Here is a 26,702-nt window from a genome sequence, read left to right on the forward strand (position 1 = left end):
CGCCCGCTATTTGTCGAAAGATTTCTTATTGTCTTCCTTCTAGGTAATTGTCGAACCAGTTTCCTAGATGCTTAAGTCGTTCCACTCGTAGTTCTGGATGACCGCTTCTTGATAAATTATGATCAGAATCTGGGAATCTTACAAACATCGTTTCCTTCCCACGATGCTTTAAAGCCACATATAACTGTTCTCCTTGCTCTATAGGGCACCTGTAATCATTTTCGCTATGAAGAATTAAAAGTGGGGTTTCGATTTGGTCCACATACTTAAGCGGTGAATGATGCCATAGCTTAGCAGGGTTTTCATCTAAATCACTTCCAACTTCCCACTTTGTGAAAAAGTATCCGATGTCACTAACGCCATAGAAACTCTGCCAATTCGAAATGGAGCGCTGGGTAACCGCTGCTTTGAATCGATCGGTTTTCCCAACAATCCAGTTCGTCATAAAGCCACCGTAGCTTCCTCCCGTCACGAAAAGTTGAGCTTCATCAATAAAGGAATACTTGTTCAAAGCGGCATCAACACCCGCCATCAAATCCTCATAATCACCCCCACCATAATCTCCTCGGCAACCATTCACAAACTCTTGTCCATATCCCTGACTACCACGTGGATTCGTATAAAGGACAACATATCCTTTTGCTGCAAGAAGCTGAAATTCGTGCATAAATGAATTACCATACATCATATGTGGTCCACCGTGAATTTCAAGAATAAGGGGATGTTCCTGATCTTCCTTAAAATCCTTTGGCTTCATGAGCCAGCCCTGAATCTCCAAACCGTCTTTCCCAGCGTATGTAAACATTTCTGGTGTCGAGAGATCCAGGCATTCGAGAACGTCAGCATTTGATTGAGACAAACACAGTTCATTTACCCGATCTCCATGAAACGAAAGCGTATAAATATCGCCAATGTTAAGTGGATCGCTAATTGCAACAGCCGCTTCATTCGCGCCTGGCAAGTAGTGAAATGCATAATGGTGCCTGTCACCACCCGCTATTTGTCGAACCGTGCAATCTTCTCCGACGAAATAAACACCAGTGTTTCCTTCTTTACTAGCAAGGAAATAGAGTCCATCTCCATTTTGGCTCCACATCGCACCAGGAGAAGCGCCTCCCCAGTGCATATCTGAAATCAATACATCCGAACACTCTAAATCAACCTCCTCTGTTAAACAAGTAAACTCTTTCTTCGCTATGTCAACAGTCCAGATTTTATTCAACGTAGCTCCTTCATGCTCAAAGTTATGCCCAATGAATGAGAGCTTCTTCCCATCTGGTGACCAGTTCGGTGTGCTAAAGCTCCCACCCTCACGATTTAACTGATCAGGCTCTGATCCTTCATTCAGACCCTGAATAAAGATGTCGGCTCGCATGTAGGACCCCTGTTCTTCATATCGATCTCTCACATATACAATGGATTGTCCATCCGGTGACCAGTTAGGGCTAGAATGATTAAATGGTGCATCTGTTAGCCATTCTATTCTCTTTTCACCTGAGGTTACCTCGATCAAGACAACTTGCATATGGTGATTGTCAAGCAAACCACTGCTGTCTGCTTTATAGCGTAAGTCAGTCACAACGAGAGGCTTACGTCCTTCTTCTTTCTCTTTTGTATCCTTACTTAAAACAAGTAGCGAAGAACCATCGGGTTTCCAAACAGGAGCGGAAACACCACTTTTAAAATCAGATAGTTGTCGCGCTTCGCCACCATCAGTTGAGATAAGCCATATTTGATTTTCTCCTGATCGATTCGAAACGAAAGCAATCGTCTTCCCATCAGGCGACCAGCGCGGAGAGTGATCTTTTTTCTCCCCAGAAGCATATGTCCAATCATGCTCAATTTCAGTATCGCGATTTACTATGACTAAATTTGAAGTATATTCTTTGTTCTCATTTATTACTTTCTTTACATAAACAACGTAGCTCCCATCCGGTGAAAGTTGGGGATCACCAACAAAAGTAAAATCATAAAGGCTTTCTTCCAATTTCTTTTGTTTCTTGGCACTTCCAATTTCTATTTCCATCATCCACACTCCCTTTCTACATCTTCTCTACTTCCATTGAATAGGAAAAAACTCCTGCAGAGGGAACAAATCTCCTTCTAAATCCATCTCTAATTTTGATTCTAACCATCTCTTCTAGAATAAAGATCACTTCATCCAGTTTGTTTAAAAGGAGGAAACAACCAAAATACACATTTTTTTCAAGCCAAATCCAAAAAACAAGAACATACATTCTCTTTATTACTCTTATTCCCCGAACTTCCGCTCACTTTCATAGCAATTTCACATCGGTTCCCTGCAATATATCTCATTTTGGTATTTGAATCATCTCATTGTGAGATGTATAATAAAATTAACAAATTGAAAGCGGTTACCAAACAGGAATTGCCGCTTAAAATACAGGGAGGATTTACAATGAGCCAGCAAGCACGAAACCAATTTATTGATCTTTTGTGCGACAAAACGACAATGAACAGAGAAGAAGTTCTGAGAATGTCTGATGCGGAAGTAGAATATTTTCACTGGCTCTACTTTGATGACTCACCAGCGGACTTAATGATGTAATAAATATTTACAGCCCCTGCGGTAACTCCGCAGGGGCTGTTTTAATAGAAAGAATGCGATGTGTCTTTGTTGAGAAAACAGATGTATTTAATAGGGGTCAGGTACGTCACCGGTAACGCACCTGACCCCTTACCTATCTTCACCCCTCCATCGCAGCCACAAAATCCCCATCCTTCTCCTCAAGCAGTTGCCTCGCTCGATCCGCATCAACTCTCCGCAAAATCATCAGCACCGCTACCCGCGCATCACCTCCTGCCTGTTCACTGTAGCGTTCAGCTTCTGCTTCACTCACTCTCGTTAACTCCTGAATAATCGAAACTGTTCGCTTCCGTAGCTTTTCATTCGATGCTTGAACGTTCACCATTAAATTACGATAGACCTTCCCAAGCTTGATCATCGATGCTGTCGTAATCATATTTAATACCATCTTCTGTGCTGTTCCTGCTTTTAGTCGAGTTGAACCTGTCACCACTTCGGGACCTACTGGTAATTCAATCGGATATGTAACCATTTTTGAAAGCGATGCGCCTGTATTACACGAAATCCCTGCTGTCACTACACCCATTTTATTCGCTTCTTCGATAGCGCCAAGCACATAAGGGGTTCTTCCGCTTGAAGCAATACCGATAACCAAATCGTGTGCACTTACATGCTTCCTTATATCCTCTCCCCCCGTTTCCCGACTATCTTCGGCCCCCTCGATTGGATACCTGAGCGCTCGGTCTCCTCCAGCAATTACCCCATTCACTAGGTCAGCCGCAACACCAAATGTCGGCGGGCACTCAGAAGCATCTAACACGCCGAGACGCCCGCTCGTACCAGCTCCAAAATAAAAGAGCTTTCCGCCTTTTTTCATCACAGCAATAGCTTGACCAACCACTTTCTCAATCTCGGGAAGGGCAGTTTTTACAATTCCGGCTACGCTCCCATCCTCTTCGTTCATCAGTTCGATTATTTGAAGCGTTGAAAATTGGTGCAGATTTTCCGATTTAGCATTTCGCATTTCTGTCTTCATCTCATTCACATCTGTCAACGTCATCTCTCCCCTAGTTTAGCCGTCCATTACGTGATGAGACGACATCAGATTTACTTTTCGTTCGTCTACGATCGGTACGCCACAACAAAGCAGTGCACAAATGCATGCCCCTACAGCTGGAGATAAGTTAGGGTAATACACATCGCTTACCCCTCTTGTTTTCAATTCTTCAAGAAACCCATTTCGAAAGAAGGAGGATTGCATTAGCCCTCCGCAAATCACAAGTTGATTGCCCCTAATCTCGATAGCACGAACTAATTCACTCAAACTTTCACAAGCTCTCTGAACGATCTTCAACGCCGTTTGATTTTGTCGCTCAGCAAGCTCGATGACGTTCTCAGCAACAGAAGCGATTTTCATACGCGCATAGGAATCCTCATAAATCGCCGTAATTATTTCAGGCGCACCGTTTACCTGTAAGAAGGAAAGGATGTTACTACAAAAAGCTTCGTCCAACATCATTCTTCCATCATGCATCATCGCAACTGTCCGGAGCGCCTTCCGCCCAATATCGTAGCCGCTTCCTTCATCACCAAACAAATAGCCCCAGCCTCCCACACGACGGGAACCATTTGCATCGATCGAATAGGAAATCGAACCAGTACCAGCAATGAGAACGGTCCCTTCCATCGAAAATGTACCGCTTGCAAGTGCACCGTAAGCATCGTTCTTAACTTTGAGAATCCCTTCAAAACTCGGAAGCCTCTCTCTCAGCCATCTTTCCCAGCGCTTCTGATCCTCTTCTCGATCACCACCCGCCGTTGAAACAAAGATTCCTGCAAGCTTTCCATCTTTTAATCCCGACGTTAATTCCGTGATCAAATGATGAATGGCAGATCGCACCTCTTGTTCTGCGCGAGATTTTAGATTAGTCGAACCAGCCGTACTTTTAGCTAAAATCACTCCGTTTTGATTGCACAATAATCCTAGAGTTTTCGTTCCTCCGCCGTCTATGCCAATGTAGAATCGCTTATTTGATTGCACCTTGAGTAAGTCCTTCCATAAATTGTTTTGATGCGATGAAGAAGAGGACAATCATCGGAAGTGACGCAAGGGTCAGACCGGCAAAAAGGGCTCCCCAATCTGCAGAGTATTCGCCAAATAAGGAAAGCATGCCAACTGGGATTGTCTTTTTCATGTCATCGGTAATAAAAATAAGTGGGAAGAAAAAATCGTTCCAGGCTTGGATAAATTGGATGATCATCACGGTTCCAAGCGCCGGTCTCATCAGTGGTAGCACAACACTCCATAAAATACGAAGGTTTCCAGCTCCATCAATACGTGCAGCTTCTTCTAGTTCACGAGGCATCGTTCGAAAGAATCCAGTCAAAATCAAAATCGACAGTGGTATTCCCGTGGCAACATACATAAAGATCAGTGACCAGAGCGAGTTTAGTAGATTAAGATCTTTCATTAAAATAAACAGCGGTACAATGCCTAGTTTGATCGGAAGCATCATTCCCATCAGAAAGAAAAAGAAGATGATGTTATTCCATACAAAAGTGAAGCGTGCGATATAGAAGGCGGCAAGTGACGAGGTAATCAAAATTAATAGAACAGAAACGACGCTCACAAACACGCTATTCATGAAATACGTTGTAAACGGTATAATCTCTAGTAAATTCCGATACGTATCAAGCGTGAACGTCTTCGGGAATGAGAGTGGACTTGTGAAAATCTCTGCGCTTGTTTTAAAGGAAGAGAGGATCATTAATAGAATTGGATAGATGCTAATGGATGCGATGAGAAAAGCAAATACATAGTAAAACGGTCTCGTCCAAATCGTATGGTTCATAGTATCGCCTCCTTACATGTCCACTTGTTTTTTCTGCATATAGCGTAAATAGAGTGCGGTAAAGAATGAGATAAAGAGAAAGAGCACCACCGCAAGTGCTGATCCTAATCCGACTGCCGTTGTCGATCCTCCTGCAGAACCTCCGAATGCGAGACGATAAAAGTAAATCGCAAGCGTATCAGTAGAATGGTAAGGTTCTCCCTGCGATCCCTGCATCGCGTAGACGAGTTCAAACGCTTCAAATGACTGAATAAATGTGAGGACTGTCATAATCATGAACGAAGGAACCATTAACGGAAGCACGATTTTACGTATCATCGACAAACCATCTGCGCCATCAAGCTTGCCTGCTTCGAACAGTTCTTTCGGGATCGACTGAAGACCTGCAAGAAAAATAAGGACACCGAACCCAATACCATACCAGCAGTTAACGAGAATAATAGAAATCAAAGCTGTATCTGGATCACCAAGCCACGCTTTTTGAAGCTGTTCCAAACCGAGCTTTTCAAGAATCACATTCAGTGCACCGTAGTTAGGATTTAGAATCAGCTTCCAGAGAAAACCGACAACGATGACGGATAGAAGTCGCGGCAGGAAATAAGCAATTTTAAGAAATTCCGATCCCTTCACTTTTTTATAAATAATATAGGCAAGTACAAAAGCAAGGCCGTTCTGGAAAATCATCTGTAGTACAAAATAAAGAATGTTATGGCCAAATGCGCCCCAAAACAGTCCCGAAAAAGGCTCCAGCGTAAACAGATCTTTAAAATTTTTCAGCCCCACGAACTCCCCACGTACAATTCCTTTCCAATCAAAAAAGCTGTAGGTTAAGGCTGCAAACAAAGGATAAACAATGAAAAGTCCATATATAATCAGGGCAGGAATCGGGAAAAGGTGAATGGTCCACCTTTTCCAGTTCCTTTCTTTTTTGATTTTCACGATTGAATTTGTAGCTAGTTTCATATTGTCCGCCCCTTATTACTGTAGTGGCTCATACCAGGACTGTGCGCTTTCTTGAATAGTCTTTGCTACTTCCTCTGGTGTACGTTCGCCAAGATACATCCCCTGAAGCTCTGTTTCGATCGTCGCTTTTGTGGAAGGATTTCCACCAGCGAACTGAACGAGCATCATGTACGGTGTTGACTGTTCTTCTGCTGCTTTTCCAAGCGCATTGACAAGTTCATCTTCCGACTCAATACCAGGGATTGCGCTGATCATTTTAAATTCTTCTGTGAACATCGTGCCAAACTCTTCTGTTGTCATAAACTGAAGAAATTTCTTCGCGGCATCTTTATGCTCCGAGCTTGCATTGATTGCATAAGATCCATCTACCCAAGTTGTAATCGTAGGTTCTTTTCCTACAGCAGACGGCATTGGGAAGAAGCCAAGTTCAAGATCAGGATTCATTTCACGTAGCACTTCAATTTCCCAGCTTCCAAGTGGGAACATCGCTGCATCACCTGTAAAGAACATCGTACGAATATCTTCCATTCCAAGACCTTCGTAATTTTCTGGGAAGTATTCTTTCAGTTCATCCATCGCGTCAATCGAACTCTGAAATTCATCACTTGTAAAATCCGTCTCACCAGCTGTAATTTGATCAACAAATTCATTACCACCATAGTGAGCTGGACCAATAATTCCGTGCGATAATGATAAGAGCCACCCTTCCTTTGTTCCAAGAGCGATCGGTGTAGTACCTTCCTTCTTTATTTTTTCATTTAGCGTCATGAACTCTTCCCACGTTTGCGGTTCTTCAAGACCCATTTCTTCAAACATTTTCTTGTTGTAGAACATTTGCGTCGTGCTCATATTTAGCGGCACACCGTACTGCTTATCATCCGATCCTTTCGAAGCAGCAAGGGTTTCCTCTGGATATTGATCTAGTCCTTCCAGATCATCTAGCGGCTCAAGGTATCCAGCATCCGCAAGCTCGATGCCCGGTGTATAAGGGCGAAGGTGAATGATATCAGGACCTTCCCCACTTTGAAGGGCCGTATTTAAGATCGTGTTATACTCCGTATTCTTTGAAGGTTTGAATTCCACGTTAATATCCGGATTTTCTTCATTAAAAGCATCAATCATTTTTTGATAGCTTGCTTTGTCTTCTGTTCTCCAGCTTCCGATCGTTATCGTAACGCTATCTTCACTTGCTTCAGAGTCTCCCGAATTCCCACCACTTTCTGAGCTACACGCAGATAGAACAAGAATCAACGCTAGAAAACCAGAAAAAGTAAACGCTTTCATTTTATCCATAATATTTCCCCCTCATTTAATTAGTAAAAGAGTCATGAATCAAAGAATGAAGATGAGGTCTAATCTGTCTCATGTTGTGGTTTCTTCCGTAATGCACGATATTCGTTAAAAAAGTGACGATCAGCTCTTCTTTAGGATCAATCCATAAACTAGTACCAGTAAACCCCGTGTGGCCGAAGCTTCCTTCTGACCACCCCCTTCCACATGATAATGCCTTTCCTTCTCCGTTCCAAACCTCAAAGCCAAGCCCACGATTTTGTATCACATGCTTTCTAGCATTCCTAATCGTCTCTGGTGACAGCACCTGCTGCGTTTCTGGATACAGAAAATATCGACCGAATTTTCCGACATCTTGAGCTGTAGAAAATACACCTGCACTTCCGCTTGCTCCGCCGAGGTGGAGCGCTTTCTCGTCATGCACCTCCCCCTGAACGTAATGATCGTTATGCCATTCTGTTGAAGCGATTTCTCGGTGTTGCGGAGGATTGAACATCGTTTTCGTTAACCCCCATGGCTTGAAGAGTTTAGTATTCGTGAAGGTAGGTAAATCCACGCCGCTCACTCGCTCTATTACTTCTCCAAGTAAAATCATGCCTAGATCACTATACTGCACAACGCTCCCTGGTTGATGGATAAGATCTGCGTTGACAACTTCTTGCAAAATCAACCGATTATCGACTCGTTGAACAGGCGGATCAATGTCTGCAGGTAAGCCTGTTGTATGTGTAAGTGCTTGGTGAATCGTGATATCTGAATGGTTCAATTCTGGGATGTAGGTTTGAATGGTGTGATTTAATTCAACTGACGTGTTGTCGATCAGCCATAAGATAGAAGGAAGGGTTGCCACCACTTTTGTTAGGGAGGCTATATCAAAAAGCGTTGTGATATTCATGGTGTGAGATTGTTGTATCCTGTCTTGAAAACGACCGTAAGCTTGATGAAAAACAGTGCTCCCTTTATGTTGAACATGAAGAACAGCACCAGGGAGCTCCTTTTCGTCAATTAATATTTTTAAGTAAGTATCAAAGTCATACATGCTTCTTCACAACCTCAACTGCTTTTCGCGTTCGCTCAAGTGCAGCAACGCTCTCATCGTAGTTTCGACTGGTCATGCCAACATACAAAATATCAATGACGTTCAGTTGAGAAATACGTGAGCTCATCGCACCACTTCGAATGCTCTTTTCAAGAGAGCTTGTGAAAAGCTTAATATCAGCGAGGTCAGAAACTGGATTTGTACCGTATTTGGTTAAGGTAATCACAATGGCACCATTGTCTTTTGCGATTTTCAGAGATTCAATAATGTCTCTTGTTTGGCCAGAATAAGAAATGCCGAAAACGACGTCAGCTTCTCCGAGGTTTGCGCTAATCGTCCCTTGTGTATCATAATCGACTGCAGCTTCACACCAGCGATTAATACGAGAAAGTTTTTGTTTGAAATCCTGGGCAATTAATCCTGATGCTCCAATACCATACAGCGCAATTTTCCTCGCACGACTTAAAACAGTGATTGCTTTCTCTACTTCCTCTTTTGATAGAACAGAAATTGTATCATTAATCGATTGAATATTATTGTTTGATACATTTTCAATAAACGAATCCACCGTCCCATCAATCGATATTTCTTGATAAGATTTGCTCGTCTGCTTCGTTGCAAGATCACCCGCGATTCGAAGCTTCAATTCTTGAAACCCTTTGTAGTTCAGCGTTCGAGCAAGGCGGATAATTGTCGCTTCACTCACTTCTGTTCGTTTCGAGAGTTTCTGAATGGAAAGGTTGATTACTTCTTCCGGATAATGAATGATGTATTCCGCTACTTTTCGTTCTGAAGGTTTTAATGAAGTGATTGATTCCTGAATACTGATCAGGCCTCCGTTCATTCCTAGCCCACCTTTACCTGAATAGATTTTCAATCATTTCATTTTAGCATATCTTATTTAGCGATTCTTACCTTAGCTTGTCACAAAAGCAGATTCAATCGCTTTTCGCAAATGCCCATCATACCTTTCTAATGTCGAATGAACGATTTCTCCTTTTAATCCTGTTAGTAACGAAAGAATCGCTCCTTTCGTTGATCCGTATTCTTCAAGAGCTTTCTCCGCCTCCTCAGCAGATACACCTGAAATTTCTGCAACAATGTTCTTACCACGCTGAACAAGTTTACTATTTGTTGGTACAACATCAACCATCAAATTGCTATAAACTTTTCCAATTTTAATCATCGAAGCAGTCGTTAGCATATTTAATACAAGCTTCTGGGCCGTCCCCGCTTTCATCCGCGTCGATCCCGTGACAACTTCTGGGCCGACATTCGCAACGATGCTGTGGTGAGCGACTTCTTCCATCTTTGTATTTTCACTACACGTAATCGCCCCAACCGTTGCACCAATTTCTTTGGCATAAGCCATTGCAGCTACCGTATAAGGTGTGCGTCCACTAGCTGCAATCCCTACGATCACGTCTTCCTTCGTAAGCGACAGCTCTTTCATGTCTAAGACAGCCTGCTCTTCATCATCCTCAGCACCTTCAAGCGCATATTGAAGAGCTTTATCGCCACCCGCGATCACACCAATCACCTGATCTGACGGCGTTCCGAACGTTGGAGGGCATTCAGAGGCATCAAGAACGCCAAGTCTCCCACTCGTCCCTGCCCCAACATAAATTAAGCGACCATTATGTTGAAAGCCATCTACAATTCGATCAACAAGACGTTCAATAACTGGTAGGGTTTCTTTAATAGCGTCTGGTATAACATGATCTTCCTCGTTTATGATGTTAAGAACTTCATATGTTGTCATTTGATCAATGTTCAGTGTGTTTTGATTTCTACGCTCGGTCTGGATGTTATTTAAATTCATTGTCTTAATTCCTTTCATGAGTAGCATCAGTTTTCAAAAGTAATTCAAATGGTTGAGATGCCCCAATGTAATTTAATAGAGGCAAATCTTCTCTAATCACATTTCCAATAACATTCACACGATCGTCCTCCGGAAGATCGTGCTTTACAAGTTGAATTTCACCAGCATAGCGGCCATAGTTCATATTATCAATCGTGATGGCGCCGCGTTTTCTTTTTAATGAAGGTATTGGTACAGGACGATGTTGTAATTGTCTCGACTCTACTGAACGGATCACATCCCGCGCTGGATCGGGACGGTTCTTATGTTTTCCCTTCACATGAAAACTTTCAAACTGATCATCCACTTTCGAAACCTCAAGCGGAATCACTCCTTTTGCAAGGAGTGAAAGCTTTTCTAATTGGTTATCACTGACTGAAATATCTCCTATCAGAACTTTATCAACTTGATAATGATAAAGTAGCTCAGCACAGGCCATATGAGGAGACATAGAACGATGTTTCTCAAGTGTTGGAAGGCCAGAGTAAATCGGTCCTCGAAGGTTTTGATCGCCTGGAATAAATGCCATTGTTTGAATGCCATATTCTCTAAATAAGCGATTTCGTTCTGAAAAAAAATCAACGTCTAATCCAGTTTCTGGTCTTGGGTAGTAGTTATGCCACGCCTCTAGGTTCGAAACGTTTGCACCCAATTCAAGCCACGTCTCAATTTCCTCTCTAGAAACAGTACTTGCATTTAAGCCCACTTTCATCAACTGAGATAAAGAAACAATTAGATCATCAGTATAACCATAGTCCGGACGAACGCCATTCACTCCCCAGTCCAATAACTCTTCATAATGTTGAATATTTAAATGGGTAATGGATTCTGGCGAAATATCTGCAACAAGCTCCACCTCAAATTTCCTTGCTAATTGACCAAGCTCTTTCAAACGAGTTTGATAGAGCGAATGATCATCCTCAGGAATATGGAGGGATGTAAAGATAGCATCGAATCCAATTGATTTAGCTCTTTCTAAGCGTTGCTCAACATCTCCTCCATCACTTCCAAGATAAACAGATATTCCAAGCATGACATCTGACCCTCCATTTTCTTATGCAGCTGTGTTCGTTGAAGCCCCTTTATCAATCGCAACGGTCATTTCTTCTTTAAACCCGAAGAGATACGTGAAGACAAAACCAAAGAAATAAGCAACAACGAGAGAAATAATATAATATAAAATTTGATTCGAATTCACGAGGAAGATCAGCGGTAAGCCAGATACTCCGATCGCAATTGTCGCCACTTTAAAGAATGCGGCAAACGCGCCTCCAATAGCTGCGCCAAGACATGCTGTAATAAATGGACGACCAAGTGGTAGCGTCACACCGAAAATCAGTGGTTCTCCGATCCCTAAAATGCCGACTGGCAAGCCAGCTTTGATCACTTTTCTTAGTTTCTTATTTTTCGTTTTGAAATATATCGCGAAGGCTGCCCCTACTTGACCAGCGCCTCCCATGGCAAGGATCGGAAGCAATGGATCATCACCAATCGTGTTGATTAATTCCATGTGAACAGGCGTAAGCCCTTGATGAAGCCCTGTAACAACTAGAGGAAGGAACGTTCCTGCTAGAATCAATCCGGAGAAAATACCTCCTGCGTCAATCAATCCTAGTAGCCCTTTTGTGATAAGGTCTGATACAAATCCACCAATTGGCTGTAGGACAATTAATGTCGCAAATCCCGTAATCAAAACAGAGATCGTTGGCGTCACGATAATATCAAGAGACGATGGAACAAAACGACGCACGCGGCGCTCGGTCCATGCCATGAAAAACGCTGCAAGCATGACGCCTACTAAGCCGCCTCGACCAGGTACAAGCTGTTCACCAAAAAGCGTAATATCAGCAAGTGCTGGGTTAATGATTAAAATACCAGCGATACCGCCGAGTGCAGGGGTTCCACCAAATTCCTTGGCTGCGTTTATCCCAACGAAAATACCAAGGTAGCTAAACAAGCCCCAACCAATAAAATTTAGAATAGAAACAAGTGACGTTTCCGGATCAACACCTGATCGAATCACAATATTCGTTATTCCAGCAATTAATCCTGACGCAACAATAGCTGGAATAAGTGGAATGAATATACTAGCTATTTTTCGTAAAAATAACTTAAATGGCGTTGCATTCTTTTGCTTAAGATCTGATTTTGTTTGATCTGCGAGTCCTTCAAAAATGTTCTCATCATCTTCCAAATCCTCCGCATCAACACCACTCAGCTTTGAAACTTCTTCAGCTACCTTTGTCACAATGCCAGGACCTAAAATAATTTGGATTGTTTCGGCTTCCACAACGCCAAGCACGCCGTCAATTTCTTTCAATCGATTAAGATCTACTTTTGTTTCATCAATCGGTGTTACCCTGAGTCTTGTCATACAACTTGTTAACGAGTTAATGTTCGATGGTCCACCTAAATGTGGTAGAATCTCCCCTGCTAAGCGTTCTTCTTTTCTCACAAGCCTTCCCCATTTCTTCTTATGATTTCGTGATGTATTCCGTTTCCTCATATTGATGGAGCCTCTGGCTATGTAGTAACTGTCTACAAATGTGCCCTAATCAATCCTGTTTATTTCGTTCGTGATCCGCCCTCCTTTATATCTGTTCATCGAATTGAATTTTCTAATAATTTCAGTTTAACAAGTTTTATTTAATAATGTAAGTGTTTTTGTGAAGTTTTATTACATAAAATAAAAAAAGCACTCGACGCTATGCGAGTGCTTATCAATCTATCTAGTATAGTAAATAGTCTTCTCTTACTTCTTTAAAATCTTTTAAATCATCTTCCCACTGCTTCTCCATCTTTTTCACGCTGTCTCCATTTTCAATGCCTTCTCGAATCCATCCGTTTCCAACGAGAAGGTCAAAGAATGAGACGCCTGCGCTATTTTCTGCGCGAAACTCAAAGTCTTCAGGATAGAGATCGTGAATGGTTTTCACGAGGCTTAATCCTGTTTTGACTGGCTTGAACGCTTCTTTATCAGTCACATGAATTTGAACGCCATGTGTTAACTCTCCCGCATGCTTCGAAAACGAAGGAGTAAAGGAAGCTGCCCTAAAATCAACGCCTGGAAGTTTCAATTCGTTCAGTTCACTGGCAAGTTCTGTTGCGTTAATAAATGGTGCACCAATTAATTCAAATGGCTTTGTGGTGCCTCGACCTTCGGATACGTTTGTTCCTTCGATCAAGGCAGCTCCAGGATAAGCGAGTGCTGTATCGAGCGTTGGCATATTAGGCGAGGGCAATACCCATTCAAGTGGCGTATCATCGTAATACATATCCCTCTTCCACTTATCCATTTCGACGACTGTTAAATCAGCACCGATTTCAAATTCTTCATTGAAAAGTGAAGCAAGCTCACCTACTGTCATGCCATGACGAAGTGGAATTTCATATTTTCCAACGAACGAAGAGTATTCATCATCAAGAACGGGACCTTCCACCGCTTCCCCACCTAGAGGGTTAGGACGATCAAGCACGATAAATTCAATGTCATTCTCGCTGGCAGCTTCCATAGCATAGGCCATCGTATAAATGTACGTATAGAAACGCGTGCCTACATCCTGAATGTCGAAAAGAAGAACATCAATGCCTTCTAGCATTTCTGGCGTCGGCTTTTTAGTAGATCCATAGAGACTGTAAACGGGTAACCCTGTTTCCTCATCCGTATAATACTCGACATATTCTCCTGCCTGTGCGCTTCCACGAACGCCATGTTCCGGTCCATAAAGTGCCTTTAAATCAACATCGGAATCATTGTGAAGCAAGTCAACAATGCTATTAAGCTCCTGATCTACCCCTGTAGGATTTGTAATCAGGCCAACGCTTTTTCCTTCGATAAGCTCTTTTTGATCTTCGAGTAGAACTTCCACACCAAGCTTAAACTTCTTACGCTTATCATGACCGTGTCCTTTCCCATTGTTATCAGCGAATGCCACAGATAATGATGATAAGACAAGCATCGTAGTTAACACCATCACAAGCCACTTTTTCATGTTTAAAACGCCTCCCCATTTTTTAAGAATCGGGAAGAACAAGTCTTCCCGATCACAATTTTAGTACGTTAATCCATGACCAAAGTTATAAAGCACGCCGCCCGTTTCCCCCGGGATCGTTATTGGTAGCTTACCTGACGGGGCATTTTCACCAAAAATGGTAGCTGCTGTTGCTTCAAAGCTAGCTGTTCTAAAACCATACTGAGCAATATAACTGTCAACGTTCGGATAAGCCATAATGTCATATGGATTTCTGATTCCAATCGCAATCACATCCGCATCCGTTTCACTCATAATCGTATCGACCATCATCATCTGTGGATGCTCAGGCGAACGCGTACTCACACTGTACGTATACGTGCCAATGATAATTTGATCAGCGGACGCAAGAGTTTCACGCTGTTCATCTGTTAGTGTGTAGCTTGCATTTACTTCAATAACCGTCGTATTGTCATGCGCTGCTTTTACTGAGTTACCGAGTGATTCAACAAAACTTCGTCCGATAACGACAACGTGATCATCACTGTTCCCGTCAAGAGGAAGGACATTGTCATTCTTTACAAGCGTAATGGATTTATCCGCCGCTTCTTTCTCAACGGCTTTATGCTCGTCTGACCCTACTGTCTCGAGCGCATCTTGAATTTGTTCATTTACGTCACTCGGGTTCTCCGACTTGATGATTCCGCGATTTACTTTTAATGTTAGGATTCGTTTCACTGATGCTTCGATCCGTTCTTCAGATATGTCACCTGATTCAACTGCTCCATATAATCCTTCTGCCACTTCTTGAAGTCCAACTGGCATCAAGACGATATCGGTACCCGCTTTCACTGCGCGAATCGCTGCGTCAACAGATCCGAAGTGATCCTGGATAGCACCCATGTTCATCGCATCCGTTGTAATGACGCCTTCATACCCCATCTCATCACGCATTAATTCTGTTAAAACTTTGTGCGAGAGTGTGGCCGGAAGAGAAATTTCTGTACCATCTTTTTTGGAAATCACTTTCGTATCATCGATTTTAGGGAACGTCACGTGCGCTGTCATAATCGCGTCAATCCCAGCTTCCATTGCCTTCTGAAATGGATAGAGTTCGACTTCCATGAGACGTTCTTTATCATAAGGCACTTCTGGAAGTCCTAGATGTGAATCAACTGCTGTGTCTCCGTGTCCTGGAAAGTGCTTAGCCGTTGCTGCAACGCCAGTTTCCTGAAGACCTTTTGTATACGCAATACCAAGGTCCGCAACAAGCTCTGGATCTTCTCCAAATGAGCGAACACCAATAACAGGATTATCGGGATTGTTGTTCACGTCCATATCAGGTGCGAAGTTCATGTTAATACCGAGGGAGGCAAGCTCCTCCCCAATCGCATGTCCAACTTCCTTCGTCAGATCTTTAGAACGCGTAGCACCGAGCGCCATGTTCCCTGGCATATCTGTGCCCGACTGAAGACGCGTTACAATGCCTCCCTCCTGATCAATTGTCATAAGCAGACCGTACTTCTCGGATGCTTCCTGATAATCAGCAACAAGCTTTGTCGTTTGCTCGGTTGTAACCACGTTTTCTCTGAATAAAATCACGCCTCCAAGATGATATTCTTCAATTTGCGCTTCAATTTCCGGAAGCATCTCTGTTACATTTTCACCGTTCCAATTTCGATAGTCCGGCATCAGCATTTGACCGACTTTTTCTTCCATCGTCATACCGTCAATCGCATTTTCGATAATGTCGTATTGCTGCCCTTTCTGTTTAATCAAAGACGGAGCGGATGATTTTTTATTTGATTTATCCACTTTATAATCAAGGGCAATCCGATCTTTGTTCTTACCATCTGAAACCGTAATGAACGTCCGGCCACGCTTACCTGTCAGCGTTACGTTCCCTTCACGATCTACTTTTGCCACCTTTTTATTGGATGACTTCCACTTCAGATTTTGATCTGTTTTCATAAAGTGACCATCATCGTAAATGTGAAGCGCATGCAATGCAATGCTTTTCCCATCAAATTCTGAACTCACTTCAGGAACATTTTCCATTAAAATCAACTCGGGTGAACCTGCTTTTTTTGCGGAAGCTTTCCCCGGTAACATAACTGCCTGGGAAAAGATCATTAACAATGCAAGAAAAGTGACAATCATCCGTTTCTGTCTCGTTCGCATGCTATCCCTCCTGGTTTTTAATATGATCGCTTCATCCATTCATCACTCGTCAGCGTGACTGTTGAGCCATTCACCTTCAAATCATCAACATACCAACCACGTTTGTTTGTAGAGCCATCTGTCTTATATGTGAAGCGAACGTACTTTGTGTTTGCAGGAAGAGCGACTTCTCTCGCCTCCCATTTCTTACTGCTTCCTGTTAGCTGAAGCGCTTCGGTCCATTCATTCCCATTCTCTGAAACCTCTACTGTTCCCATGTCGTAGCCTTCCTCAATTTGGTACCACGTATCAAAAGTAATAATAGATTCTTTGTGCACGTTAACTTTAGCAGTCAGATACTTCGATTCGTTATCTCCATAGCCGGCAAACCAGGGATCAGCTTTCTTGTTCATCGCAACTGGAATCGCATCGGCTACCTTTCTTGCAAACTTCCGTCTCGTTGGAGAAGTAGATACGGTTTCACGCGTCGGATGAACCCGATTCGTTAATAAGATCGCAATTGTCTGATTCGTTGGACTGACAACGATTGACGTCCCTGTATAACCTGTATGACCGAGCGTTGTGCTTTCAGATAGAGCATCCATGAACCAACCTTGTTGAAGCTCCCAACCGAGGCCATGATCGTCACCTGGAAACTCTGGAATCCGATTTTCTGTTAAAAGTTTCACCGTCTCCGGTTGAAGAATGCGTGTCCCACCATAGCGTCCTTCCATCAGAAACATATGAGCAAATTTAGCGAGATCGGATGCTGTCGAGAAAACACCTGCATGACCAGCGACTCCGTCCAATGACCAGGCACTCTCATCATGAACTTCCCCCCAGACAAGCCCTCTGTTCGTCCATGGCTGGTATTCCGTAGCCGCAATTCGTTCCTTTAATTCAGCAGGAGGATTGTACATCGTATCCTTCATATCAAGCGGATTGGTGATTTCTTTTTTTACATATTCATCTAGACGTATCCCAGACAATCGTTCAATGAGAGCACCGAGTGTAATCATGTTAAGATCGCTGTATGTATACTCACTCCCCGGCTCTGATTGAAGTGGATAGTTAAAAACATACTCCAGGCGATCTTCTCGATCGCCTTCGATCGTATAGAGTGGAATCCATGGTTTGAATCCCGATGTATGTGTCATCAGTTGTTCGATGGTAACGCTTTCCTTTCCGTTGGCTGCAAATTCCGGAATATACTTCGCTACCGGATCATCCAACTTAAATTCCCCATCTTCATAGAGCGTCATTGCCGCCGTTGTTGTGAAAAGTTTGCTAATTGAGGCAAGATCAAAAATGGTTTCCTTACTCATCGGAATTGGGATGTTCATTTCAGTAAACTCATCATCTGTGTATTGCGCAGCATAACCGTAAGCTTCTTCCTTTACGATATGTCCTCTTCTCGCTACAAACGCAACCGCGCCAGGCATAACCTGTTCATCGATGGCGCCTTCAATCAAATCATCAATCTCATTAAGTGGTTCTTCTCGCATTCCGGCCCCTTTGACTGAACCAGGATGCAGCACAGGCGATGTCGGTCCAGGATTGTCCCACGAAAAAGTTGGATGACTTTTACTTTGACTCATGTTGATCTTACCCGCTTTCTCAATCGTTGGACCAGGTGCAGCCAAACCAGATCCAGGAGCTAAAAGTGACGTACCAAGCGCGGTGGTCAAAAGCAGTGACAGCGTTTTTCTTTTCATAGTGCCCTCCCCATTGTTATTGAATACAAGTAATAACGAGCTACCTCCTCAATGAAACAAAATAACATTCAGAATATTCTATTCAAATCGTAACCTCTTCCTTTATAGTCGTCTATACCACTTAAGTCATAGATAAGAGAAAAACACCCTGATTTATCTATCTTTATACCCGGGTCATTGGAATGATTTTGGAGTTTTATACCGTTTTATTTATTTTATTTCTGTAGCTTTATTTCAGAATATGAGTGTATACGTTAAATAAACGTTTGTTTAGTAGCGGTATATTAGGTGGTGCCTGTCACTTGCGAACTCATAATCTTTCATAAACTTTATGAACATAATGTACAAAATGAAACAAACCTTTCTTATTTCCCTTTTCTTAATCTAACTAAAATAATCAGGTATATTGTTGGTAGTTAATCTGTAAGCGATTACATTAAGGGGAGAGGTTATCACTATGAGACGAAAAATGAACTTGTTCATGTCCCTTTTGTTGGGGAGCGTTCTTCTATTGAGCGCTTGTGGAAGTAATGAAAGTGCGGGAAATTCTTCAGGCGATAATGGTGAATGGAGTCCAGATAAACCCATCGAAATGATTGCGCCGGCTGGAGCTGGGGGTGGTTGGGATACAACTGCTCGAACAATCTCAAAAGTAATGGAGAAGGAAAATATTATCGATAAACGTATGGCTGTTGCCAATAAACCAGGTGGTGGAGGTGCTGTTGGTTGGTCTTATGTCGATAAGAAAGGTGGCGATCATACACTTTTCATCACATCACCCCCGATTTTATTTGTTCCATTAAACGGACAATCCGAGCTTGGACACAATGATTTCACACCAATTGCGGGTGTAATTGCGGACTATACAGCTTTTGTTGTACCTGCTAATTCGCCATACGATAGTATGAATGATCTTGTTGATGCACTAAAAGAAGATCCAACCTCTGTGTCAGTTGTGGGAGATTCTTCTCCAGGAAGCATGGATCACATGGCATTCGTTAAAGCCGTAAAAGCCGGTGGTGTTGATATTAAGCAACTGAAATATGTTTCTGCTCAGGATGGTAGCGGAATGAGCATGCTGCTTGGGAATAAAGTAGATGTCTACTCAACAGGTCTCGCAGAAGCAACGGAACAGGCACGTGCTGGTAAAGTGAAAGTTCTTGCTATAACTTCACCTGAGCCACTTGAAGGCGAAACAGTATCCGAATTTCCAACGCTAAAAGAACAAGGGATCGATGACGAATTCATCGTTTGGAGAGGCATTATGGGACCAAAAGATATGTCGGCAGAAGCAGCTACATTCTATGAGCAAGCTGTCAAAGACATGATGGAGACGGATGAATGGAAAACACAGCGTGACAATTTTGGATGGAATGATAACTTTATGTCCGGTGAGGAATTTCAAGAATTTCTGGATCAAGAATACGAAACGATGGAAGAATTGATGAACGAAGTTGGTTTAGCAAAATAAGGATAGAGCGAAAGGTCAGTTCACGCTGACCTTTCATATTTATTAAAGGCAGGTGACTCGTCATGCTAGCAAGTGTTGAACGTAAAGTAGCCATTGTTTTATTGCTTATTTCCATTTTATATCTCTTCCTTAGTTTTGAGCTGCCAGCTTTTCCATACGCCATCGTAGATGCCGACGCACTACCGAAAGGACTGGGATTTTTACTCGCAGCGCTCTCGATCTTACTATTCATTCTGAACCCTACTGAAGATCGAAAAAAAAGTGACATTAAAAAAGATGAAGTGCTCATGTTACTGGCCGTTTCTGGCCTTATCTTTGTCTATATTCTCTTATTTGAGCTCCTAGGATTTGTGATTGTCACAATCTTATTCCTACTCGTTACGTCACGTATGCTTGGTTATACAAAATGGAAAACATTGATTGCTGTTTCAATCGGCTTTACGCTTGTCCTTTATTTTTCATTTAACTATTTACTTCAAATCTATTTACCGCAAGGCCTACTTCCCTTTTAGAAAGGAGGAAAGATGATGGACACTATTTCGAATATGTTATATGGCTTTCAGGTTGTCTTAACCTTCCAGAACATCCTTTTTGTTTTTATTGGCGTTCTTGCTGGCACACTAATCGGGATGCTCCCTGGACTGGGTCCTATCTCAGCGATCGCCATTATGATTCCTTTAAGCTATGGCATGGATCCAGCTTCAGCCCTTATTCTTATGGCAGGAGTTTACTATGGTGCCGTCTTCGGAGGATCTACCTCATCCATTTTATTAAATGCACCGGGTATATCAGGAACTGTCGCCACCTCCTTTGACGGTTACCCGCTCGCAAAACAAGGTAAGGCTGGTAAAGCACTCGCTATTGCTGCTATTTCATCTTTCGCTGGTGGTACCGTGAGTGTTGTTGCCCTTATGCTAGTTGCTCCTCTAATGGCTAGCTTTGCCGTCTCATTCGGTCCGACTGAGTATTTCGCCCTTATGTTGCTTGGTTTAACAGCGATTGCAAGCTTGTCCGAAGGCTCAACTGTGAAGGCGTTAATCTCTGCAACGATCGGTTTAATCATTGCTACAATTGGAGTTGACCAGCAAACAGGAACACAGCGTTTTACTTTTGGTAATCCGAACCTTCTTGAAGGAATCGACTTTTTAATCATTGCCCTAGGACTTTTCGCGCTTGCTGAGGTTTGCTCGCTAATTTTGTCCCGAAAATCAAAAATGATGGACGGTAACTCCAATGTTGGCTCATTGAAAATCACGAGGCAAGAAGCAAAAGAAATCTCTGGTCCGATCGCTCGTCATTCTGTGCTCGGATTTATTCTTGGCGTGCTACCAGGCGCTGGTGCAACTATTGCTTCCTTCATGTCCTATATCACAGAGAAGAAAATTTCTAAGGATCCTTCGTCTTTCGGAAAAGGAAATATCAAAGGACTCGCTGCCCCAGAAACATCTAATAACGCCGCAACGAGCGGGGCTTTCGTTCCCCTGTTAACGCTTGGTATCCCAGGCTCTGGCACAACCGCTGTATTGCTTGGTGCCCTCCTCGTTGTCGGTGTACAACCAGGTCCGTTAATGCTGACCGATCATCCGGACGTATTTTGGGGAGTGATTGCTAGTATGTATCTTGGCAACCTTTTCTTGCTAGTTTTAAATCTGCCGCTTATTCCGTTTATCGCCCGGATTCTTTACATTCCAAAAGCGCTACTAATCTCACTTGTTATTATCTTCTGTATGATTGGGGTTTATGGAGTGAGCTTCAGCACTTTTGACCTTTATCTCTTACTAGCATTTGGAGTGATAGGTTTTATAATGAGACTTCTTAACTTTCCAGCAGCACCGCTCATTCTCGCCTTTATTCTAGGAGGAATGATGGAGCAATCATTTAGACAGGCGCTAACGATATCAAATGGGAGTTATGTGACGTTTTTCGATAGTACAGTAACCGTCGTCCTCCTCATTCTGTCACTTCTTTCTCTTACGCTACCTATTATAAAGAGCAAGCTCAGTAAAAAAACAGCAGAAGAGGAAAAGGAACATTTAGCATCATGAAAAAAGCCGCTTCTAAAGTGAGATCTCCTTATGAGCTTCCACTTGAAGCGGCCCTTTTCACCTTTCATTCTTTACGGAATGATAGCGTCGTTCAGGACGACCCACTGTTCCATATGACAAGTCAGCATCCACCTGTCTAAGTGAAACCATGTATTCCAAATATCTTCTCGCTGTTGTTCTGCTACACCCCATCTCACTTCCGACTTCTTCAGCCGTCATGCCTTGAGGCGTGTGGCATAAAAGTACTTCTGTCAGCTTCGATAACGTTAAGGGATCAATTCCTTTTGGAGCGACTTGAGTCGCGACCGTTTCACCCGTTCCTTGTCTTGTAAATAAATGATCCACTTCCTCCTGGCTAACAACCTTCTGATGATTCATTCTTCCTCTCGTTTGTTTGAATTTTTCTAGAGTTTGCTTAAAGCGATCGAAGATAACCGGTTTAATAATGTAATCAATTGCCCCTCCACGCATTGCTTCCTGAACCGCCTCGATTTCTTTCGCAGCAGTAATCATCATCACATCTGTTTCTTTATAATTTTTACGGATGTGCCAAAGTAAGTGAAGTCCGCTTTCTTCAGGAAAAAAGATATCTAGGAGCACAAGGTCTGGCTCTACTATTTCTAGAAGTTCCTTCCCTTCCGTAATGCTTGAAGCAACTCCTATAACTACATATCCCGGTACATTTTCAGTAAATTTCTGATTGATTCTAGCAATTCGATGATCATCTTCTACAATTAACACTTCAATATCAGACATTCGTTTGTTCCCCCTTAGGAATCACAACTGTGAACGCAGCTCCACCGTAACGACTTGTTGATATGGTGACATACCCTCCAAGATATTCGAGTGCATTTTTCACGAGAGAAAGTCCGATTCCTCGATCTTGCCCCTCTTTATTACTAACTCCTCGCTCAAAAATCTGTTCCAATTCCTCTTCATGCACGCCATTACCGGAGTCTTCTATTTCAAAAATCAAATCTCTCCCAATGTCCGTCATAAATAAATGGACCACTCTTTCTTCATCTTGCTTTTCAAGAACAGCATCCATCGCATTATCAATTAAGTTCCCAACGATCGTTACAATCTTTTCTTGCTCCATCCGCTCAGGAAAGTCACTCATACTACTTTCCTCATCAATTAAAAATTGAATATGAAGCTCATGAGCCCTGTTATACTTCCCTAAAAGCAGAGCTGAAATAATTGGATTTGGCACAGCTTTCACCAAAAGCTGTACAACCTCCTGATAACCAATCGCTTCCTTATGTATTAATTCAATCGCCTCATCGTATGCTCCTAACTGAATTAATCCTAAAATGGTATATAGTTTATTGGCATACTCATGCGTTTGAGAGCGAAGAACTTTCGCATAGCTTTGAACTTGAGAGAGCTCTCGTGATAAAGCCTCAATTTCTGTTTTCCTTCTAAAGCTCGAAACAGCTCCTGTAATTTCACCTTTTTGAATGATAGGAATCCGATTTACAATCACATGATTATGACCGATGATGATTTCCTGATCATACTCTGACTCTCCAGACCGTAGTACTTCTGGCATTCTTGTGTTTGGGAGAACAGAGACGATGTCTTCTCCTTCTAAATTTTCATCTGCCTTTCTATTTAGCATACGATGAGCTTCTTGATTAGCAAGGGTAATCTCTCCCTTCGCATCAACCGCAATAATCCCTTCCCTGATCGTTTGAAGAATCGTATTTCGCTCCAGAAACATAGCCCCAATTTCTGATGGTTCGAGACCAAAAATGGACTTCTTCACATTCTTCGCGATAAAAAAACCACCTGCTAAACCAAGTAACAAAATTGTGCCTATTAAACTCATAACCTTTAATTCAAATTGATCTACTTTCTGTTCAATATCCTCCGTTAAAAAACCAACAGAAACGATACCGATAATGGCACCATCATCAAAAATAGGTGTTTTTCCTCTAAGTGAGGACCCAAGCGATCCTTCTGCTTTAGAAACATACGATTCTCCTTCTACTAAAGCCTGCTGGCTATCGCCACCAACCATATGTTTACCAATGCGATCAAGTAACGGATGAGCTACCCGAATACCATCCTTATCTCCTACTACAATAAACTCCGCTCCTGTTTTAGAACGAAGATCCTCTGCGATTGGCTGAATAGTATCGGATGGATGATTCGACTTCATCGCATTGATTACGGCCGGCATCATGGCCACTGACTGAGCGACATTGAGCGCCCGTTCTCCCATCTGTTCTTCAACACTTGTCGAATATAAACTGGTAAAAATCAAACCAAGAATAAGCAATACTGTAAATAATAGTCCCAATATCATTAAAGATAATTTCGTTTGAAGAGAAATTGTTTTCAGTCTATGCATACGCTTACACTTCCTGACTGAATTGTCTTACTATTATTCTAACGATGACTGGAGATTAGCACAAGAGGAGGTAATAGTGGTTCGTGGTGCCTGTCACTCGCGAATTCGTGAGTGACAGGCACCACGAATTCCGCCCTTCTCACTTCAACGCATTAATCAACAATCCCCAAAACTTCTCTTGATTAATGCCATGCGCAAACTTCACATTCGGCTTTCTTCTCGTCACATGCAGACGATCAACGCACGTTGTACCGTATGTAAATTCTCCTTTTGTCTCAATATCCACTCGAACCGTCTCGAATTCAAAAATCGATTCATCAATTAAATACGCTATCGTGCAGGCATCGTGAATGGGAGCTCCTTCAAAACTAAAAACCTCTTTATACGTTTTCGTGAAGAATACAAGAAGATCCCCCACAAATTTCGAAACATTCGTGCCAATAGAAGAAATCTCCTGAAGAATCGCTGGCGTTGTAATCGCCTGATGCGTAACGTCTAGACCAAACATTGTCACAGGCACTCCACTGTTAAAAACAACATCCGCCGCTTCGGCATCGACATAAATATTAAATTCCGCCGTAGGTGTCCAATTCCCAAACGTCCCTCCCCCCATCAGTACAATTTCACGAATCTTTCCAACGATCGCAGGTTCCTTTTCAATCGCTAAAGCGATATTCGTGAGGGGACCTGTCGGAACTAGCGTGATCTCTCCATCAGAAGCTATCAATCTCTCAATGATAAAATCGACAGCATGCTGATCGATCATCATTTTCTTTGGAACTTCCGGAAGCTCTGGTCCATCAAGACCAGAATCTCCATGAATGTCTGGTGCGAATTCACGCGTTTTAACTAGTGGCTGCTCAGCTCCACGAGCAACTGGCACGTCGAGCCCTATGAAATCACATACTTTTAACGCATTAAGCGTTGTCTTCTCAACATCTACGTTCCCCGCTACCGTCGTAATGCCTTCAATCTGAATATGATCACTAGAAGCTGCAAGAATAATCGAAATCGCATCATCATGGCCTGGATCACAATCTAAAATCACTTTTCTCTTTTCCCTCATTCAGCATCTCTCCTCGTTGTTAAAATAGAAGAACCCTGAGCACCTCCAAGAAAGGAAGCTAATCAGGGTTGAGTTATTATTGAATAGACTCGTATACGATATTCGCGATATGTTTCGAAAGTCCTCCAGTGCTTGGATAGGATCCAGATTCGAGAGGGCCGTTATTTTGTTTATTAGTTAACACAATAATTTGGAGATCATTAGATGGGTCAAAGATCACTTGGGTCCCTGTAAAACCTGTATGCCCAAAAGTCGCTTCTGAATGTTTGTCACCCATGTACCAGCTCTTGTCGAGTTCCCATCCATAGCCCTGTCCAAAACGCTGTGGGGTTGTGAAGTCTTCAATAACCTCCTGATCATATAGCTTCACTTTACCGTAACTCCCACCATTCAACATCGCCTGTCCAAGTACGGCAAGATCTCGTGCCGTGGAGAACAAGCCAGCGTGTCCAGCTATACCTTCGTTTGCATAAAAACTATTACCGTCATTAACTTCTCCAACAAGTGTTTCAGTTCGCCACCTTCCAAAATCCTCAGCTCGCTCAGGAACGTTGTAGCCGAAATCAGGATCATCCACCATTTTATATTCAAAAGGATTCCCCCATGAGGTGGCTGCGATTTTATCATCAAGGTGATCTAAAGGAGTAAACATCGTATCTTTCATTTTCAATGGCTCATAAATATTTTTCTGAAGATAATCATCAAGCTTCTCTCCGCTTATTTCCTCAATGATAAACCCTAGCGTCATAAAACTAAAATCACTATAGCGACGATCTGTACCGGTTTCGTATTCGAGTGGAAGTGCATTAATATAGTTTAGAACTTCTTCCGAATTCTTAGCATGAAAATAAGTCGGCTGCCAAGGAGTTAAGCCAGAGGTATGTGTTAAAAGGTCTGCGATTGTAATATCGTCCTTACCATTAGAAGCAAAATTAGGAATATATTTTGCTACTCGATCATTTACTGATAATTCCCCATCACTGACAAGCTTCATAATTCCTTGCGTTGTTCCCATTACTTTAGTTAAAGAGGCAAGGTCAAACATTGTTTTCTTTTTCATTTTCCTTGGTCTTTCTAATAGATTTCCCATATCATATTTTTGTGCATCTCCATAGGCAGACTCTTTTACGACTTTACCACTTTTAGCCACAAGTACCACTGCTCCAGGAGTTATATCATTACTTATAGCTTCTTGTACTACGTCATCAATTTCCTCAAGTGTAGTAGCATTCATTCCAGCACTCTTCGGACTACCATGACTCAGCTTCTCTCCGTTGGCAGTAGCTGAAGCTGTGGAAAAGACAGAGATATTCAACAGCAGAACCACGATCGGTATTATAAAAATTCGTTTCTTCATATATACTC

The 26,702-nt window shown here is 42.5% G+C and carries 22 protein-coding genes; 4 read left to right on the top strand and 18 right to left on the bottom strand.

From position 1 onward, the window contains the following. Positions 1-25: 25 nt before the first annotated feature. Complete coding sequence (locus AC0VYV_RS19455) at positions 26-2,026, bottom strand: alpha/beta hydrolase family protein (RefSeq protein WP_475365928.1); 2,001 nt, start codon at positions 2,024-2,026, stop codon at positions 26-28. A gap of 393 nt (positions 2,027-2,419) precedes the next feature. Here AC0VYV_RS19455 and AC0VYV_RS19460 point away from each other — a divergent pair, with 393 nt between their 5' ends. Next, complete coding sequence (locus tag AC0VYV_RS19460; protein WP_159785356.1) at positions 2,420-2,569, top strand: BH0509 family protein; 150 nt, start codon at positions 2,420-2,422, stop codon at positions 2,567-2,569. A gap of 139 nt (positions 2,570-2,708) precedes the next feature. Here the strand turns inward: AC0VYV_RS19460 and murQ (AC0VYV_RS19465) are convergent, their stop codons facing one another. From murQ (AC0VYV_RS19465) to AC0VYV_RS19525, 13 genes are all read right to left on the bottom strand, one after another. Further along, on the bottom strand, positions 2,709-3,608 hold the full coding sequence (gene murQ / locus AC0VYV_RS19465; RefSeq protein ID WP_475368020.1) for an N-acetylmuramic acid 6-phosphate etherase: 900 nt from the start codon (positions 3,606-3,608) through the stop codon (positions 2,709-2,711). 12 nt (positions 3,609-3,620) lie between these two features. Next, on the bottom strand, positions 3,621-4,589 hold the full coding sequence (locus tag AC0VYV_RS19470; RefSeq protein WP_475374131.1) for an N-acetylglucosamine kinase: 969 nt from the start codon (positions 4,587-4,589) through the stop codon (positions 3,621-3,623). Then, a complete protein-coding gene (locus AC0VYV_RS19475; protein WP_226615406.1) occupies positions 4,576-5,400 on the bottom strand; it encodes a carbohydrate ABC transporter permease in 825 nt (274 codons plus the stop codon). Before AC0VYV_RS19475 ends, AC0VYV_RS19470 begins: the two co-directional genes overlap by 14 nt. 12 nt (positions 5,401-5,412) lie before the next feature. After that, complete coding sequence (locus tag AC0VYV_RS19480) at positions 5,413-6,363, bottom strand: carbohydrate ABC transporter permease (RefSeq protein ID WP_475365932.1); 951 nt, start codon at positions 6,361-6,363, stop codon at positions 5,413-5,415. Between the two features lie 15 nt (positions 6,364-6,378). Next, positions 6,379-7,647 (bottom strand): ABC transporter substrate-binding protein, encoded by a 1,269-nt coding sequence (locus tag AC0VYV_RS19485; protein ID WP_475367523.1) that lies wholly within the window; start codon positions 7,645-7,647, stop codon positions 6,379-6,381. A gap of 25 nt (positions 7,648-7,672) precedes the next feature. Beyond that, positions 7,673-8,692 (bottom strand): serine hydrolase domain-containing protein, encoded by a 1,020-nt coding sequence (locus AC0VYV_RS19490; RefSeq protein WP_475365933.1) that lies wholly within the window; start codon positions 8,690-8,692, stop codon positions 7,673-7,675. Then, positions 8,685-9,536, bottom strand: a complete 852-nt coding sequence (locus AC0VYV_RS19495) for a MurR/RpiR family transcriptional regulator (protein ID WP_475365934.1) — start codon at positions 9,534-9,536, stop codon at positions 8,685-8,687. Before AC0VYV_RS19495 ends, AC0VYV_RS19490 begins: the two co-directional genes overlap by 8 nt. Positions 9,537-9,608: 72 nt before the next feature. Next, the gene (gene murQ, locus AC0VYV_RS19500) at positions 9,609-10,514 is read right to left on the bottom strand and encodes an N-acetylmuramic acid 6-phosphate etherase (protein ID WP_475365935.1); all 906 of its coding nucleotides are present in this window, start codon (positions 10,512-10,514) and stop codon (positions 9,609-9,611) included. Between the two features lie 4 nt (positions 10,515-10,518). After that, on the bottom strand, positions 10,519-11,586 hold the full coding sequence (locus AC0VYV_RS19505) for a DUF871 domain-containing protein (protein ID WP_475365936.1): 1,068 nt from the start codon (positions 11,584-11,586) through the stop codon (positions 10,519-10,521). 21 nt (positions 11,587-11,607) lie between these two features. Further along, positions 11,608-13,008, bottom strand: a complete 1,401-nt coding sequence (locus tag AC0VYV_RS19510; protein WP_475365937.1) for a PTS transporter subunit EIIC — start codon at positions 13,006-13,008, stop codon at positions 11,608-11,610. A gap of 274 nt (positions 13,009-13,282) precedes the next feature. Beyond that, entirely contained in the window at positions 13,283-14,545 is a 1,263-nt protein-coding gene (locus AC0VYV_RS19515) for an exo-beta-N-acetylmuramidase NamZ family protein (RefSeq protein WP_475365938.1), read from the bottom strand. A gap of 60 nt (positions 14,546-14,605) precedes the next feature. Beyond that, the gene (locus AC0VYV_RS19520) at positions 14,606-16,705 is read right to left on the bottom strand and encodes a glycoside hydrolase family 3 protein (RefSeq protein WP_475365939.1); all 2,100 of its coding nucleotides are present in this window, start codon (positions 16,703-16,705) and stop codon (positions 14,606-14,608) included. A 17-nt stretch (positions 16,706-16,722) separates the two neighbouring features. Beyond that, a complete protein-coding gene (locus tag AC0VYV_RS19525; protein ID WP_475374132.1) occupies positions 16,723-18,399 on the bottom strand; it encodes a serine hydrolase domain-containing protein in 1,677 nt (558 codons plus the stop codon). A gap of 457 nt (positions 18,400-18,856) precedes the next feature. Between AC0VYV_RS19525 and AC0VYV_RS19530 the strand changes: the two genes are divergently transcribed. The 3 genes from AC0VYV_RS19530 to AC0VYV_RS19540 all read left to right on the top strand — a co-directional run bounded on the left by AC0VYV_RS19530 (position 18,857) and on the right by AC0VYV_RS19540 (position 21,915). After that, positions 18,857-19,870: a tripartite tricarboxylate transporter substrate binding protein gene (locus AC0VYV_RS19530; protein ID WP_475374133.1), complete on the top strand. Its 1,014-nt coding sequence runs from the start codon at positions 18,857-18,859 to the stop codon at positions 19,868-19,870. A 62-nt stretch (positions 19,871-19,932) separates the two neighbouring features. Further along, complete coding sequence (locus AC0VYV_RS19535) at positions 19,933-20,382, top strand: tripartite tricarboxylate transporter TctB family protein (RefSeq protein WP_475374134.1); 450 nt, start codon at positions 19,933-19,935, stop codon at positions 20,380-20,382. Between the two features lie 15 nt (positions 20,383-20,397). Continuing rightward, positions 20,398-21,915, top strand: coding sequence for a tripartite tricarboxylate transporter permease (locus AC0VYV_RS19540; protein ID WP_475374135.1), 1,518 nt, complete (start codon positions 20,398-20,400; stop codon positions 21,913-21,915). A 57-nt stretch (positions 21,916-21,972) separates the two neighbouring features. On the opposite strand, the gene AC0VYV_RS19545 is transcribed toward AC0VYV_RS19540, so the two are convergent. The 4 genes from AC0VYV_RS19545 to AC0VYV_RS19560 form a co-directional block, all read right to left on the bottom strand. After that, entirely contained in the window at positions 21,973-22,671 is a 699-nt protein-coding gene (locus tag AC0VYV_RS19545; RefSeq protein WP_475374136.1) for a response regulator, read from the bottom strand. Further along, on the bottom strand, positions 22,664-24,271 hold the full coding sequence (locus AC0VYV_RS19550) for an ATP-binding protein (RefSeq protein ID WP_475374137.1): 1,608 nt from the start codon (positions 24,269-24,271) through the stop codon (positions 22,664-22,666). The genes AC0VYV_RS19545 and AC0VYV_RS19550 overlap by 8 nt, the downstream gene beginning before the upstream one ends. 139 nt (positions 24,272-24,410) lie before the next feature. Next, positions 24,411-25,337 carry a nucleoside hydrolase gene (locus AC0VYV_RS19555; protein ID WP_475374138.1) on the bottom strand — a complete coding sequence of 309 codons (927 nt, stop codon included), beginning with the start codon at positions 25,335-25,337 and terminating at the stop codon, positions 24,411-24,413. Between the two features lie 76 nt (positions 25,338-25,413). Next, the gene (locus AC0VYV_RS19560) at positions 25,414-26,694 is read right to left on the bottom strand and encodes a serine hydrolase (protein WP_475365942.1); all 1,281 of its coding nucleotides are present in this window, start codon (positions 26,692-26,694) and stop codon (positions 25,414-25,416) included. Positions 26,695-26,702: the final 8 nt, after the last annotated feature.

It is taken from the genome of Anaerobacillus sp. QJM3NY_17, assembly GCF_056173665.1.

Excerpts from the sequence above, each read along its gene's own strand:
- AC0VYV_RS19535 (WP_475374134.1), top strand. The coding sequence starts at position 19,933 with ATGCTAGCAAGTGTTGAACGTAAAGTAGCCATTGTTTTATTGCTTATT.
- AC0VYV_RS19550 (WP_475374137.1), bottom strand. The coding sequence starts at position 24,271 with ATGCATAGACTGAAAACAATTTCTCTTCAAACGAAATTATCTTTAATG.
- AC0VYV_RS19490 (WP_475365933.1), bottom strand. The coding sequence starts at position 8,692 with ATGTATGACTTTGATACTTACTTAAAAATATTAATTGACGAAAAGGAG.
- AC0VYV_RS19495 (WP_475365934.1), bottom strand. The coding sequence starts at position 9,536 with ATGAACGGAGGCCTGATCAGTATTCAGGAATCAATCACTTCATTAAAA.
- AC0VYV_RS19485 (WP_475367523.1), bottom strand. The coding sequence starts at position 7,647 with ATGAAAGCGTTTACTTTTTCTGGTTTTCTAGCGTTGATTCTTGTTCTA.
- AC0VYV_RS19525 (WP_475374132.1), bottom strand. The coding sequence starts at position 18,399 with ATGAAAAGAAAAACGCTGTCACTGCTTTTGACCACCGCGCTTGGTACG.
- AC0VYV_RS19455 (WP_475365928.1), bottom strand. The coding sequence starts at position 2,026 with ATGGAAATAGAAATTGGAAGTGCCAAGAAACAAAAGAAATTGGAAGAA.
- AC0VYV_RS19460 (WP_159785356.1), top strand. The coding sequence starts at position 2,420 with ATGAGCCAGCAAGCACGAAACCAATTTATTGATCTTTTGTGCGACAAA.
- AC0VYV_RS19540 (WP_475374135.1), top strand. The coding sequence starts at position 20,398 with ATGGACACTATTTCGAATATGTTATATGGCTTTCAGGTTGTCTTAACC.
- murQ (WP_475368020.1), bottom strand. The coding sequence starts at position 3,608 with ATGACGTTGACAGATGTGAATGAGATGAAGACAGAAATGCGAAATGCT.
- AC0VYV_RS19530 (WP_475374133.1), top strand. The coding sequence starts at position 18,857 with ATGAGACGAAAAATGAACTTGTTCATGTCCCTTTTGTTGGGGAGCGTT.
- AC0VYV_RS19555 (WP_475374138.1), bottom strand. The coding sequence starts at position 25,337 with ATGAGGGAAAAGAGAAAAGTGATTTTAGATTGTGATCCAGGCCATGAT.
- AC0VYV_RS19545 (WP_475374136.1), bottom strand. The coding sequence starts at position 22,671 with ATGTCTGATATTGAAGTGTTAATTGTAGAAGATGATCATCGAATTGCT.
- AC0VYV_RS19480 (WP_475365932.1), bottom strand. The coding sequence starts at position 6,363 with ATGAAACTAGCTACAAATTCAATCGTGAAAATCAAAAAAGAAAGGAAC.
- AC0VYV_RS19515 (WP_475365938.1), bottom strand. The coding sequence starts at position 14,545 with ATGAAAAAGTGGCTTGTGATGGTGTTAACTACGATGCTTGTCTTATCA.
- AC0VYV_RS19560 (WP_475365942.1), bottom strand. The coding sequence starts at position 26,694 with ATGAAGAAACGAATTTTTATAATACCGATCGTGGTTCTGCTGTTGAAT.
- AC0VYV_RS19505 (WP_475365936.1), bottom strand. The coding sequence starts at position 11,586 with ATGCTTGGAATATCTGTTTATCTTGGAAGTGATGGAGGAGATGTTGAG.
- AC0VYV_RS19475 (WP_226615406.1), bottom strand. The coding sequence starts at position 5,400 with ATGAACCATACGATTTGGACGAGACCGTTTTACTATGTATTTGCTTTT.
- AC0VYV_RS19520 (WP_475365939.1), bottom strand. The coding sequence starts at position 16,705 with ATGCGAACGAGACAGAAACGGATGATTGTCACTTTTCTTGCATTGTTA.
- murQ (WP_475365935.1), bottom strand. The coding sequence starts at position 10,514 with ATGAATTTAAATAACATCCAGACCGAGCGTAGAAATCAAAACACACTG.